This window comes from Enterococcus sp. DIV1067f (assembly GCF_050543505.1).
GTDB lineage: Bacteria > Bacillota > Bacilli > Lactobacillales > Enterococcaceae > Enterococcus_D > Enterococcus_D entomosocium.
Map to the genome: position 1 here is coordinate 2,946,441 of NZ_CP172940.1, position 13,816 is coordinate 2,960,256.

A 13,816-nucleotide genomic window follows, 5' to 3' on the forward strand; every position below is an offset into this window, starting at 1 on the left:
GTAAAGAGTGCCCAAACAGAATGATACATTCTCACCTCACAAATGTCAAGAAAACTTTATCTGATTTTTTCAGAAAAAACGGAGGTTTCCAAACGAAGCGCTTTACGCTTCGATGCAGCTGGTTCCTCCTTTTTCACGCTGGCATTCTAAGGTTACTCTTTCTTAAACAACCTTCATGTTTTCTGCACAACTTTTTGCAATTTTTTCATTGCTTCTTACGAAATCGTTGAACTCTCTTTGGCATAATACAAAGTGTAGATGAAGTCTGGCGCTTTACTCGTTTTGGTAAAAATGATCGGAACGTATTTCTGGTTATTTTTGGCAAAGACGAGGTGCAGGTTCGATTCCTGCCTTCTACGCTAGTGATGCGGTTGAAAGAGGGATCTGAGAATCAATAGTAGTAATCCTTAGACTATTGTTTCACCAATGAAACAAAATCAACGTTCGTCCAAGCATTTTCTGAAGCCTTGCTGTAAACCCCGATTTCACAAACACCTGTTGTAATTGGAATGTCTTTGATTGTAATTTTTGTCCATTCACTTGTTTTATCAACCGCAGTATTTAGTTCCGCTCCACCATAATTTTTGATATATAACTGATTGGTATCAAACTCTCCCCCAGACATTACATAGGCACTCAATGTGTAAGTTCCATCGCTTATTCCACTAACATTCTGATAAGCTGATGCCTCGTAAGCTTGATCCTGCCAAAAAGTTAATTTGTAGTCTCCAAAAAAAGTCCCTGCTTCCGTTTTGATCGTACCTTCAGCTGTTCCTTGTTGAAACCACGTTTGCCAATCAGAAGGACTGGTCGTTGGTCCATCGCTCTCGAAACTTGCATTTTTAACCAGATTTGTTTGCGCCCCTGCTTGTTTAAACGCACGCAAGCTTGGCAAGGCGTTTCCAGCAAAATCAAACATCGCCTGGTTGTCCCATTCGTTTCCCATAGTAGATTGAACACCGAGATAATTCATACCTGCTTGTGTTGCCCAACTCACGTTTCCGTTGTACCAAAGAGGTTCCCAGTAAAAGAAGCCCGCCCCGCGATCATTCGGCACCGCTTGAATACGATCGGCCAGATCCAGCAAATACTCTGCTTGTCCTGTCGGTGTTGGTTCATATCCCCCCGCCGCTGCTTCGGCTTCGCCAAAAGCATTTGGCATAGTATCTGCATTCGCTATTGTATGCCCATAAGCTGTTTCAACTACGATCACTTCTTTGCCATACCGTTGGCTGATCGTATTCATATTGGTTTGAAGTTCATTCATTGAACCGTGCCAATACGGATAATACGATACTCCAATTAAATCAAATGACACTCCCCGACTGGTGATTTCATCAAACCACCAAGTAAATGCTCCTGTATCGCCACCATCAGCTAAATGGAGCATTACTGGAGTTGTTTTAGGTTGAGTGTCTCGAACAGCTTGGACACCAGACTTCAAAAAAGTAGCCAATCGATCAAACTCTCCCCCATCTTCTCCCCAAGACTTGCCATAAGGCCAGAGCATTCCACTATTCAGTTCATTGCCGATCTGAACCATATCAGGATAAACGTCTAGCTGCTTCATTTCCGACAGAACATTCTTTGTATAGTCATACAATGCCGTATTCATTTCTTCAAAGGTCAAATCTTGCCACGCTTTAGGAACATTCTGTTTCCCAGGATCAACCCAAAAATCACTGTAATGGAAATCTAGCAACACTTTGAGTCCAAGACTTTTTGCTCGTTTTGCAAGGGCAATCGTCGTTTCCAGATCATTTGTCCCTGCCCCATAACTTTCTCCGTTACTATTATAAGGATCCTGCCACAAACGCAGTCGAACATAGTTGACACCATTATTTTTTAGAATCTCTAAGGCATCTTTTGAAAAACCATCTTCATAATATTTTGCACCAGATTTTTCCATATCTGACAGGATTGAAATATCTGCTCCGCGAATAAATTCGCTGGCAGATACTTCAACTGTTTTTGAAACAGCCCCCAAAGTCCCTATCACAGCTGCAAATAAAGCGGCTTTACGCAACCAAGCTCCCTTTTTCATTAATTTGCTCCTCCTTTATTGAAATTGGCTCAGAATAAATTGAACGGCTTTTTCAGGATCTCTCGTTAATCCGATATATTCTGCTCCTTTTGTCGCAACCAGCTTGATTCCTAAGCGATCGGTATCTTCTTTGATATCATCATAGTAAGAATTGACTTGCGGTGCTAAGACCACCATATCAAAATCCTGTAGCATTTCGTAATGAGAACCATAAGCACCCGCCATTGCACTGATCGGTGCTTTCGATTCCGATGCGCCTTCTTTTAAAGCATTAGCTAACATCGCACTTGTCCCTGCTCCAGCACAAAGTACCAACACATTGATTTCTTTATTTGCATCGTTGATAACTTGGCTCGCTGCCACAGGTACTTCCTCAGGAATAGTGGCAGAAGCACCTTCCTCAGTTGCGATCACTTCTGCTTTTTGTGCTTCTTGCTCTACTAAGACAGCATCGTATGCTTTACAAAATGGCAGATAGATCAGGAAGTCAACGACGATTAGAACCGCTGCTAAAACAAAGGCTAATACCCCCATGCCCGTTCCTAGAACCAAACCGATTGGTGCCGGAGTTGCCCAAGGTAAAACGTACATAAAACTGTTCATGCCTAGCACATCGACAAAAAACTTAAACAAGCAAACGTTTACAACAGGTGTTAACAAAAACGGAATGAAAAAATAAGGATTCAAAATCATGGGTGCTGCAAACAACAATGGTTCATTGACAGCAAAACTTACTGGAATAAAGGAAGCTTTCCCGACTGCCTTCAATTGTTTAGACTTTGCAAAGAGTAGGAAGATAAAAGGAACGACCAATGTTGCCCCAGTTCCTCCCATAGTTCCTACAAAATTCCCTAAACCCACTGTCAGTACTTTAGAAGCTTGTTCACCGGAATTGAACAATTGCAGATTGGTTTCCACATTGGCATAGATAATTGCCGCAATTGCCGGCTCCACAATCGACGGTCCGTGAACACCGACAAACCAAAATAGCGCCATCGCTCCCCAGATAATAGCGATTCCTAAATAACCGTCGGCTGCTGTGAATAATGGCTGCAGGACAGTAATGATTGCTTCTGCAAATGAGATTTGGAAAATTTGCCGAATACCTAAATCAATTAAAACGGCCGCAAATACTGAAAAAGAGAATGGAAAAATATCTCGGAAGGTTTGTGAAATCGTTCCAGGAACTTCTTTAGGCATTTTAATAGTAATATCTTTCAGTACACAAAACTTATATAAATTAACTGTTAAAAATGCAGCGACAAAGGAAGCCAGTAATCCCTTTGTCCCCATGTATTCCGTTGAAAATCCACCTTCAATCGGAGAGACACTTAGCAACAGGAAACTTACCACAGAGGCCAGCATCACAGAGGTAGTGTTGATCACTTTGTTTTTCGGTAAGCGGCGATTCATCGAATCAGCCAAGCAGCGAGCAGTGGTTGCTGAAACAAGTAACCCTACAACCCCCATCGAATAATTATAGACTTTCCATAACCAAGTGGAGACAGCTTCAGGCCATTGATAACCAAAAATCTCAGGAACCGCAGCAATCAAAATGAATATGCTTGAGAATAAAATAGCCGGCATCGCTGTTAAAAATCCGTCACGAACGGCTCCCAGATAACTATTGCGTGAGATTTTTTCAAAAAACGGTTTTCCTTTTTCGATTTGTTTAATGATTCCATCCATAGCGTTCTTCTCCTATTCTTGATTCTGCTTGTACAGTGCAATAAAGTCTTGAATCAGATCCCTCAGCAACAAAGTGGTCATTAAATGGTCCTGTCCATGGATAAAAATGAATCCCATCTCCATCTCTTTCCCCGATGCTTCTTCCGCTAAAATTTTTGTTTGCGAATTGTGTGCAAGGGTTAAATTTTCGTCGGCTTCTTTCAGTGCTGAATCAACATGCTCAAAGTTCCCTTGTCTTACTTCTTTCAATAATTTCAATAATGTACTGCGAGCGTCCCCTGAATAAGCAACGATCTCAAAACCAAGCATTTGTAATTCCTCTTTATTCATCTTTTCTTCCTCCATTATTACTTATTAAATAATCGTTTTGGTTTCACTAACTAATTTGTACCAGTATGCTGACTCTTTGGGGTAACGCTTCTGGGTTTCAAAATCAACATAAAACAAGCCATACCTTTTGTTATACCCATTTGTCCATGAGAAAAGATCCATAAGCGACCACAAAAAATATCCCTTCACATTTACTCCAGCTGTTATCGCCTTGCTTAAGGATTCCAAATAGACTCTCAAATAGTCGATTCTCGGCTGATCCATAATGATGCCGTCTTCAAACTGGTCTTTATACCCCATGCCGTTTTCAGTGATATAGATTTTGTTGTAATGCGGGTAATCGCTTTTAATTCGCAACAACAAGTCATAAAGACCTTCTGGATAAATCAGCCAGTCCCAATCTGTTCGAGGAATTCCTTCTTTATAAATTCGTTCTCCGATCCCCTTCACTTTATAAACAGAGGTCCCTTTTTCACCCGTGCCATTATGATGGATCGCGTTTTCTCCATCGTAAGCTTTGACAAAATGGCATTGGTAGTGATTGATTCCTAAATAGTCATTACGCGTGGAGGCTTTTTTCAATTCAACGAAATCTTCTTTAGGAAAATGATAGCTGGCCTGATTTGCTTCACATATCTCATCAAGAGCAGTCAAGGTTTCAGTTGAATAATAGCCTAAATAAGTAGCATCTAATAAGAAGCGGATCGACAATGCATCGTCTAAAAAGGCTGCATGCTTATCTTCTGGAGCATCTGTTGCCGCATATTTCGTCTCCAATGAGTGAACGACACCGATTTCGCCTGGAAGTTCGTTTTCTTTGAAATAGTTCACTACACGTGCATGGGCAACCATCATATTATGAAGACAGGCGATGATTTTTGTAAAATCATATTTGATTCCTGGTGGGAAAACGCCTAACAAATATTGATTGGTCGCAACAGGATAGATTTCATTAAAGGTACTCCACACTTTCACTTCTTTGAATTCATGAAAACAAAAAATGGCATAGGAAACGAATGCTTCTATTGTTTCTCGATTCAAAAAATCTCCCTGTTCAAACAAACGTTTAGGGGTATCAAAATGATGCAATGTCACAAACGGCGTTACGTTTCTTTTTGCGCATTCTTCGAACACACGATGATAAAAAGCGATTCCTTCTGGGTTCGGTTCCCCTGTTCCATCAGGAAAAATTCGACTCCATGCAATGGATAATCTTAGCCCATTCACACCAAATCGTTCACACAATTCAATGTCCCTTGCATATTGATGATAAAAATCACTTGCCGGATCGGGACTGAATCTACCCTGTTCCTCTAAAAAAGCATCCCAAGCAACAGCGCCTTTGCCGCCCTCCTTAGTGGCTCCTTCAACCTGATAGGCTGCTGTGGCTCCACCAAAAATAAAATCTTCTGGTAATTTCAGCATTTACATCTCTCCTCAAATCTATAATCAGTTTCCGCGTTTTCTAACTGATTGAATTGTAATCGCATCCAAAACATTTGTCAACAAAAACAAACATAAATAATCACAAAAATCGGAAAAAAATGATATATTTTATTGAAACAAACATGAAATAAGTATAATATGTTTGTTTTTGTTTGAATTGGATTGACTGTTATCCGATTATATGTTAGATTATCTTTAAATTAGAGGTGAAGACGATGCTGAAAAAAGAAAGATTGTTTACTATCGTAGAAATGGTCAATAAAAAAGGAATTCTTACTGTTAACGAGATCATCAATCAATTAGATGTTTCTGATATGACCGTTCGCAGAGATTTAGATGAATTAGAAAAATCGGGCAAGCTGCTACGTATCCATGGAGGGGCCCAAAGTCTTTCCTATACTTTAGATCAAGAACTTTCTCACACCGAAAAAGCCACTTTACAGATTCAAGAAAAAAAAGAAATTGCTGCCGCAGCAGCCTCATTGATTCACGAAGGAGAAACGATTTTCTTAGGACCAGGTACAACAATCGAACTATTGGCGACACATTTACTGAACAAGAAAATCCGGATCATTACTAATAATTACCCGGTTTTTGATATTCTTGCGCAAGCAGATGGACCGGAAATTTTACTAATTGGCGGTGATTTTCGTAAAAATACCGGTGCATTTGTTGGGCCGATTACTAACGACAATTTAAGAAGATTAAAGTTTACAAAAGCATTTATCAGTTCAAACGGGGTACACAACGAAGCCATTTCTACTTACAGTACAGAAGAAGGAGAAGCACAACAGATCGCATTAAATAATTCCCGCAAGAAATATCTGCTCGTTGATAACAAAAAGTTCAACCGAGATGATTTTTATGTATTTTATAATTTGCATGACTTCGACCTACTCATTACGGATCGTCAAATATCACCTGAGCTGCAAGAGCACTATGCACAATATGTCGATCTGCAAATTGCTGATTCAACCGAAAATACCACTATAGGAGTGTAACTATGAAAGGGATTATTTTTGATTTCAACGGAACAATGTTTTTGGACTCTCATCTACATGAAGCTGCTTGGCTGCACATGATTCATGATCATACAAAAGATGGTTTATCAGATGAGGATATTTTAAAAAATATCCATGGTCGAACGAATACGGAGATTTTAAAACATTTCATTTCAGAACATTTGACTGTCTCTGAGATCGCCGTCTTGTCAGAAGAAAAAGAAAGCTATTATCGTATGCTTTGCTTGCAAAATGAGAACGATCTCCAATTGACAAAGGGGCTTGAAGCGACTCTTGATCAGCTGACTGACCAGCAGATTCCATTAACGATTGCCACGGCTACTGTTAAAGAGAATGTTGCTTTTTATTTTGATACTTTCGATTTAGCACGCTGGTTTGATTGGGATAAGATCGTCTATGACGATGGCTCTTTTCCTGGAAAACCGCAACCGGATATTTTTCTTAAAGCGGCTGGCAAATTGGGCTTAGCTCCTGCTGATTGTCTTGTTATCGAAGATGCTTATTCAGGTTTGCTTGCTGCCAAGCGTGCTGGGATTGGAACAATTATCGCAATTGATCCATTCGGAAAAAATAATGCAGTATTTGAACAGGCACAGCTAAATAAAGATGGAACAATCAAAGATTTTACTGATTTTTGGACAGAGCACCTATCTGTCATATCCATTAATTCTTAAGCGATTCTATTAAAAACAACTGAGATGCATATCTCCTTTTATAAAAAACTGCAGTGAAATGACATGAAAACACGTGTCATTTCACTGCAGTTTTTTTCATTTTCGTTTAGTTCTTACTCATTCTGCTAAAATTTCTAGATTTTCTCCAACCAATCATTGTCATTCTTTTTGTTCTTTGAGAAAATAAGCACAACTCAATCGATTAATTTAACGTTTTCTCGATTTTTTTCGATTTTTTCAGTTGAAAGATGTTCACTTTTTTTATTTTCAGTTGTTGTATTGTTAAGGAGGGAGAAAAATGCGTTTGGATGCTTACGAACATTATTTACTGCAGTTAACGAATGACTTGGTTCATTACCTGCAGTCCCTCGGCGCTTCTCAACAGGATGCCGAAGATATTGCTCAAGAAGCAGTTGTGAAAATCCTTGAAATCGATTCGGTCTTATCCGCAGAAGCGATTCGTCCGTGGCTGTTTCGTGTGGGGATCAATGGTTACTTTACTTTATATAAACAAACAAAGCGACGGCGAGAAATCGTCAGGCAGTATTTGCCAGTGACTGCTTCTAGTATCAACTGGCAAGAAACTGATGATGATCTTTATGAAGCACTTCAAGAATTACCCGTTTCTACCTCCACCCTTTTGATCATGAAGTACGCAGAAAATTTGAGCTTAAAAGAAAAAAGCTTCTTACTGAATCGCTCGGAAGATAGCATCAAAACAGCATTATACCGAGGAAGAAAACAACTGAAAAAACGAATGGAGGAAAAGAATCATGACTATTAAAGATCAAGAATTTAAAAAAATCGTGAAAAAAGCTCGACTAAAAAACACACGTAGGACAATTTTTATTGCTGTACTGTCTTTGTTAGTATTGATTGGTCTACCTGGGGGGCTTTATTTAAACTATTACAATTACGGTCCTTTTCGAGGAGAAAAAATAGCGGGTGTTCCAGATAATCATATAGTTCAAGTCGAAAATCAAATGGATCTTTCCAGATTGTTATTTGATTTTGGCTCACAGCTAAAATTTAATACCCAAGCTCGAGCGATGACGGTTTACTTTAATCACTACCAAAAAGGCGAGAAAACAACCCACAAGCTGATTGCTTCCTTAATGACAGATACCAAAAGCAATTATAACGGTTATTTAACAATTGGTATTTCTAAAGGAGAAAAAAAGCTGTTCGTAAACTTATCTTCCAATGGCGGAGCATCAGAAACAACGACAGATCTTACGGCATTTCAGTATATTTCTCTTGGAGAAGACAATGATCTTCCCGGGGGAGCAATCTATCACATTGAAGAAGATCCACTAGAAATCAAAAAAAATGTTGAGATTCCTTTGATTTACATTGCACAAGGCGGTGACCTAAAACTATTTGCTGAAATGGAAAACAATCTATCTGAAGAAAATTTAAAAAGCGTTGAAAACGTCTATTACGTTTACTTAATAGTAGAATAACGAAAAAAGACCAGTTCAGGATGCTGAGCTGGTCTTTTTTCTGTCACACTGTCGATTAATTCCGACGGTTGTTATTACCAAATAAAATAATCAAACGTAAGAGTTGCAATAAGGTTGCTACGGCAGCTGCGACATAGGTCAACGCTGCGGCAAAGAGCACTCTTCTCGCTTGTGGTACTTCCTCTTCTGTTAACAAGCCACCATCTGCCAAAATACGGATCGCCCGTTTTGAGGCATCGAACTCGACTGGCAAGGTCACTAATTGGAAAATAAACGCCAATGAGAAAGCCAACAAACCTAAGTTGATCAGAAACGAGCCTCGTAATAGTACCCCGATCAAAATCAACGGGATCGAGATGCTGGTTCCGATATTGGCGATCGGTACGATCGCATGACGCAAACGCAAAGGAAAATAGCCTTTGGCATCTTGGACTGCGTGACCACACTCATGGGCCGCAACACCGATTGCTGCTACCGAAGTTGATTGTGCGGTGGATTGCGATAAACTCAACATTTTGTTGCCTGAATTGTAATTATCCGTCAAATCACCAGCGATCGCTTGCACACCAACATTATTGATTCCTTGGCTCTGCAAGATGTACTGCGCCGCTTTTGTGCCGGTAATATTATTTTTACTTCTGACTTTGTCATATTTGTTAAAGGTACTTTTGACATACGCTGACGCTGCTAGCGAAATCACCATACCGATAATTACGAGAATGAAAGTCGGGTCATAAAAAAAGCCGAACCCGTATCCGCCCATACCATACACGATAAAATTCCCCCTTTTAATCTTTGACCTTATTTTACCATTAAAGTGGTGAAAAAATTATGAAGATGACTGGAAGATTTTGTTTTTAACCTTTTTTTACAAATTCTGATTTTAGTTTCATTGGGCCGAAGCCATCGATCTTGCAATCAATGTTATGGTCGCCTTCGACTAATTTGATGTTTTTCACTTTCGTTCCTTGTTTGATGGCGCCAGATGCGCCTTTGACTTTCAAGTCTTTGATGACCGTTACTGTATCACCATCTACTAAAATATTGCCATTGGCATCTTTGTATACGGGTGCTTCTTCCGCCGCTTGTTGCTCTTGCCATTCGTTTCCGCATTCAGGACAAACAAACAGCCCGCGATCTTCATAAGCGTATTCAGATTGGCAATTTGGACAATTAGGAATTTGAGTCATAGTGTTGCTCCTTTAAAATATAATTTTCGCTGTAAAAAACAACTCACCATCAGCATACCGAAAAACCACTAGTGGCGCAACCAAAAATCAGTGACCGATAAGCAAAAAAATCGCTTCTGTAGAGTAATAACAGAAGCGATAATTCAAGTGTATCCGAAAAGGAACTACACAGAATTCATTTTTATTTCGAGAAATAATTTGCACAAGCATCGCCGATCCATTGGATGAGTTGTACCAAAAGGATCAACAAGAGAATCACCACAATCAAAATCGCCGTTTCATAGCGATAATAACCATACTGAATCGCTAAATCGCCAATGCCGCCTGCGCCAATCGTTCCCACCATCGCCGAGTAGCCTAAAAGACTGATCAAAGTTAACACAAATCCGCGAATCAAAGCTGGCAGACTTTCTGGTAAAATCACTTCGCGAATAACTTGCCCCGTCGATGCTCCGGAAGCGACACTAGCTTCAAGGACGCCATAGTCGATTTCGGCAAATGCGGATTCAGCGATTCGGGCGTAAAAAGGAATCGCGGCAATCGATAAAGCAATCGCTCCGCCCGCCGGGGTATAAGGATCACCGATCAGCACCGCTGATAACGGAATCAACGTAATCAATAAGATCAAAAATGGTAGCGAACGGATTGCATTGACGACAAAATCGGCCAGATGATGCAAGAAAACATTTTTATGAAAAAGGTTACTGCCGACTAAAAACAGGACTAATCCAATCAATAAGCCGAAAACTACTCCTATAATTGCTGAAGTTCCCACCATGAAGAATGTTTCCCATAGTGCTTGGGGCAGGTTTGTTTTTAAAATCTCAAGCGTATCAGCCATTTTTCTCACCTATCTTTCTTAGAGAAAAGACGTTCGCAGCTAGGTGTTCTCGGGCTTTTGCTGCTTCTTCGGCGGATCCGGTCAAATAGATATACAAAATACCGATCACATCTTTTTTGATATACTCAATTTTTCCGTGGATAATATTGATCGACACATCATAGGCTTTGGCTACAGTCGAAATCAGTGGTTCTAACGTATACTCCCCTTGATAGCGCAATTCCAGCAAGTCGCCTTCCGTGAAGGATGCTAGAATTTCCTCGGGAAGCGTCAGATCCAAGTAACGACCTACCAGTTTTTTCGTAATAGGCTGTTTAGGCTGACTGAACAAGCCGTAGGTCGTTTGTTCTTCAACGATCCGACCCTTCTCCATCACTGCCACCCGATCAAAAAACTTGCGGGCAACATCCAATTCATGGGTGATAAAGACGATGGTGATGCCTGTCTGTTCCTTGATTCGGATCAATAATTTCAAAATTTCTTCAGTCGTTTCAACATCTAACGCACTGGTAGCTTCGTCACATAACAAAATCTCAGGTTCATTGGCAATCGCTCGTGCAATGCCGATCCGCTGCTTTTCTCCCCCAGACAAATTATTCGGATACTCGTGAATTTTGTGAGGCAGATCCACCATTTCCAACAGTTCCTTGATCCTCGCTTCTTGCTTTTCTTGCGGATAATGTCCAGCACGCAAAGCAAAGGCTAAATTTTCCTTGATGGTTCGATTATGGATCAGATTGAAATGCTGAAAGATCATCCCGATTTTTTGTCGTACTTCACGCAAGTGTTTGCCTTTAGCTTGCGTGATGTCTTGACCATCAATCAGAATTTGACCGCTAGAAGGCACCTGCAGTAGATTCAACGTACGAACCAAGGTACTTTTCCCCGCCCCGCTCAATCCGACGATCCCATATACTTCTCCAGCTTGAACGGAAAAATCAACGGAATCCACTGCTTTTTTGATTTCTTTTTTATGAGTGAAGGCCACTGATACTTGTTTCACTTCTATTTTTGCCATAGGATCCCCTTCTTACTCAGTCCAAAATTTCGGTTGATCAAAGTTGCTGAACGGTGATTCGGCAATCGCTTCTTTAAATGCGTCACTTTCTAATACTTCCGTAACTGCCTTAGCAAAATCACTGTCTTCTTCTTCGGAGGACACCACAAAGACATTTTTATATTCTTCTTTCAATGACTCCAACGCCAAAGCATCTGCAGGATCAAGAGAAGCCGCCCAAGCGAAGTTTCCTGGTACTAAAGCTAAATCAACTGTATCTAACGAACGAGCCAATTGGGCTGCGTCTAATTCTTTAAATGTCAGATTCTTCGGATTTTCTTCGATATCATTCACCGTTGCCTTCGTTTCGTCGATATTGTCTGCGATGGTGATCAACTCATTGGCAGCTAACAGTTGCAAGGTCCGAGCTAAATTTGAGGCATCATTGGCAATCGAAACAGTCGCCCCGTCTGCTAACTCATCCAAGCTGGACAGTTGCTTCGAATAGATGCCCATTCCCAGTGTGGGCACTTTTTGTAATGCCGTAAGAGATAACTGGTTATCTGCCGAAAATTTTTCTAGATAGGCCGTATGCTGAAACAAATTGGCATCGATTTGGCCATTCGCCAAGGCATTGTTCGGCTGAATATAATCATTAAACACTTTGGTCGTAAGTTGATACCCTTTTTCTTCCAGTAATGGAGAAATCACCTCTGTCACCATGTCCCCGTATGGTCCCGGCGCCACTCCAACGACTTTTTCTTCCACTGCATTTACACTGTTTTCACCGGACTGTGTATCCCCTGTGCTGCTAGTATTGCCACAAGCTGCCAATGTAAGTAAGACAGCAGCAGCAACTAATCCAACGACTCCCTTTTTCAACTGTTTCATTTTTTAGTTCCCCCTTTTTATAATAAAAAAACGTCCTTTCTCCATCATAGAGAAAGGACGAAACAACCTTGTTCGTGGTACCACCTTTGATTCATTGGCACAATCAGCCAACCTTATCAGTTTATCAACTGCTTTGCTATAACGGGCAATCCCGCTGCACGCTTGCTTTTGCTCACGTCCAAACGCTCCAAGGCCATCTTCAGTCAAACGGCTGTGCTCTTTCTCACCAATCCGAGCTCTCTGATCCAATCGAAACTGACTTACTCTTCTTATCATCGCGTGTTTTTTAATTTGTGTTTAACTATACGATAGCCTCAAATGAATGTCAATTCTTTTTTTCACGAAAATATCATCTTTTTGCAATAACTTTCACAGTGTTTACAGAGTCAAATTCTCATCTAGAATCAAGCCTTCAGAGACCATAACCGCATCACCGATCAATTCTAATGCGCCCTGATCAACATCAACTTCTACCGTTAACTCGCCACCTAACACGTGCAGCAAGACATTCGCTGCCGCTTGCTGGTGACGTTTGGTCACGACATACGCAGTGGCACCAGAACCTGTGCCGCACGCATAGGTAAAACCTTCCACCCCTCGTTCATACGTGCGAACGATCAGCTCACCTTTCTCGTCTTCTTCATAGAAATTGACATTGGCCCCTTTTGGGAAAACTTCCCAATAGCGAATTTCTTTGGCAAGTTCAGCTAGCTGTTCCAACTCAGTTTCTGCCAGACCAGGATAGTGAACCACCGCATGAGGGATTCCTGGATCACCCAATTCCACATAGTCCACGAAAGAAACCATTGGATTCGGGTACGCTTGATCAAATGTAGTCACGGTCGGTGGATTCAAGGTTACTTTGTAGTGTTTTGCCGACAAGCGCCATGCGGGGACATCGCCAGCAACTGTTTCGATGGTCATCTGCTCGCCAGCAATTCCCTTCTCAAAGGCATAACGGGCAATACAGCGAGCGCCGTTGCCGCACATTTCTGCTTCGGTCCCATCAGCATTGTAAAACCGCATCCGAAAATCAGCGGTTCCTGTGGGAAAATCCACTGCCATGACTGCATCCGCGCCGACAGAAAATTTCCGATGGCAAACTTGAGCAGCAAATTGCGACAGTTGTTCATGGGAGAATTTCAATGTGCGGTTATCGATTACGATAAAATCATTCCCCGCACCTTGCATTTTTGTATAAGGAATCGTCATGTTGTCACCTGCTTTTC

General features: G+C 41.0%; 14 protein-coding genes and 1 other annotated feature. Of the genes, 4 read left to right on the forward strand and 10 right to left on the reverse strand.

What is annotated here, in order from left to right; all coding sequences use genetic code 11:
* Window positions 1-412: 412 nt before the first annotated feature.
* Genes IGJ42_RS13535 through lacG form a run of 4 tightly spaced genes read right to left on the reverse strand, consistent with a single transcriptional unit; the run spans window position 413 to window position 5,488 of the window.
* The gene (locus tag IGJ42_RS13535; RefSeq protein WP_016621690.1) at window positions 413-2,044 is read right to left on the reverse strand and encodes a glycoside hydrolase family 53 protein; all 1,632 of its coding nucleotides are present in this window, start codon (window positions 2,042-2,044) and stop codon (window positions 413-415) included.
* Window positions 2,045-2,059: 15 nt separating this feature from the next.
* The gene (locus tag IGJ42_RS13540) at window positions 2,060-3,733 is read right to left on the reverse strand and encodes a PTS lactose transporter subunit IIBC (RefSeq protein ID WP_016621691.1); all 1,674 of its coding nucleotides are present in this window, start codon (window positions 3,731-3,733) and stop codon (window positions 2,060-2,062) included.
* A gap of 12 nt (window positions 3,734-3,745) precedes the next feature.
* Entirely contained in the window at window positions 3,746-4,063 is a 318-nt protein-coding gene (locus IGJ42_RS13545) for a PTS lactose/cellobiose transporter subunit IIA (RefSeq protein WP_034858641.1), read from the reverse strand.
* Between the two features lie 24 nt (window positions 4,064-4,087).
* On the reverse strand, window positions 4,088-5,488 hold the full coding sequence (lacG, locus tag IGJ42_RS13550; RefSeq protein ID WP_016621692.1) for a 6-phospho-beta-galactosidase: 1,401 nt from the start codon (window positions 5,486-5,488) through the stop codon (window positions 4,088-4,090).
* A gap of 236 nt (window positions 5,489-5,724) precedes the next feature.
* Here lacG and IGJ42_RS13555 point away from each other — a divergent pair, with 236 nt between their 5' ends.
* From IGJ42_RS13555 to IGJ42_RS13570, 4 genes are all read left to right on the forward strand, one after another.
* On the forward strand, window positions 5,725-6,510 hold the full coding sequence (locus IGJ42_RS13555) for a DeoR/GlpR family DNA-binding transcription regulator (protein ID WP_016621693.1): 786 nt from the start codon (window positions 5,725-5,727) through the stop codon (window positions 6,508-6,510).
* A gap of 2 nt (window positions 6,511-6,512) precedes the next feature.
* Window positions 6,513-7,205, forward strand: coding sequence for an HAD family hydrolase (locus IGJ42_RS13560; protein ID WP_144330899.1), 693 nt, complete (start codon window positions 6,513-6,515; stop codon window positions 7,203-7,205).
* A gap of 298 nt (window positions 7,206-7,503) precedes the next feature.
* Window positions 7,504-7,989 (forward strand): RNA polymerase sigma factor, encoded by a 486-nt coding sequence (locus IGJ42_RS13565; RefSeq protein WP_016621695.1) that lies wholly within the window; start codon window positions 7,504-7,506, stop codon window positions 7,987-7,989.
* Window positions 7,979-8,668 carry a hypothetical protein gene (locus IGJ42_RS13570; RefSeq protein WP_016621697.1) on the forward strand — a complete coding sequence of 230 codons (690 nt, stop codon included), beginning with the start codon at window positions 7,979-7,981 and terminating at the stop codon, window positions 8,666-8,668. Before IGJ42_RS13565 ends, IGJ42_RS13570 begins: the two co-directional genes overlap by 11 nt.
* Window positions 8,669-8,723: 55 nt before the next feature.
* On the opposite strand, the gene IGJ42_RS13575 is transcribed toward IGJ42_RS13570, so the two are convergent.
* The 6 genes from IGJ42_RS13575 to dapF form a co-directional block, all read right to left on the reverse strand.
* On the reverse strand, window positions 8,724-9,431 hold the full coding sequence (locus tag IGJ42_RS13575; protein WP_016612795.1) for a zinc metallopeptidase: 708 nt from the start codon (window positions 9,429-9,431) through the stop codon (window positions 8,724-8,726).
* A gap of 94 nt (window positions 9,432-9,525) precedes the next feature.
* On the reverse strand, window positions 9,526-9,858 hold the full coding sequence (locus IGJ42_RS13580; protein WP_005233964.1) for a zinc ribbon domain-containing protein YjdM: 333 nt from the start codon (window positions 9,856-9,858) through the stop codon (window positions 9,526-9,528).
* 181 nt (window positions 9,859-10,039) lie between these two features.
* Window positions 10,040-10,699 carry a methionine ABC transporter permease gene (locus tag IGJ42_RS13585; RefSeq protein ID WP_005233963.1) on the reverse strand — a complete coding sequence of 220 codons (660 nt, stop codon included), beginning with the start codon at window positions 10,697-10,699 and terminating at the stop codon, window positions 10,040-10,042.
* Complete coding sequence (locus IGJ42_RS13590; protein WP_144330898.1) at window positions 10,692-11,717, reverse strand: methionine ABC transporter ATP-binding protein; 1,026 nt, start codon at window positions 11,715-11,717, stop codon at window positions 10,692-10,694. The genes IGJ42_RS13585 and IGJ42_RS13590 overlap by 8 nt, the downstream gene beginning before the upstream one ends.
* Window positions 11,718-11,729: 12 nt before the next feature.
* Window positions 11,730-12,587 carry a MetQ/NlpA family ABC transporter substrate-binding protein gene (locus IGJ42_RS13595; RefSeq protein ID WP_144330897.1) on the reverse strand — a complete coding sequence of 286 codons (858 nt, stop codon included), beginning with the start codon at window positions 12,585-12,587 and terminating at the stop codon, window positions 11,730-11,732.
* A 50-nt stretch (window positions 12,588-12,637) separates the two neighbouring features.
* Window positions 12,638-12,872: a binding site (T-box leader), on the reverse strand.
* 93 nt (window positions 12,873-12,965) lie between these two features.
* The gene (gene dapF, locus IGJ42_RS13600) at window positions 12,966-13,799 is read right to left on the reverse strand and encodes a diaminopimelate epimerase (protein WP_086298072.1); all 834 of its coding nucleotides are present in this window, start codon (window positions 13,797-13,799) and stop codon (window positions 12,966-12,968) included.
* Between the last annotated feature and the right edge of the window lie 17 nt (window positions 13,800-13,816).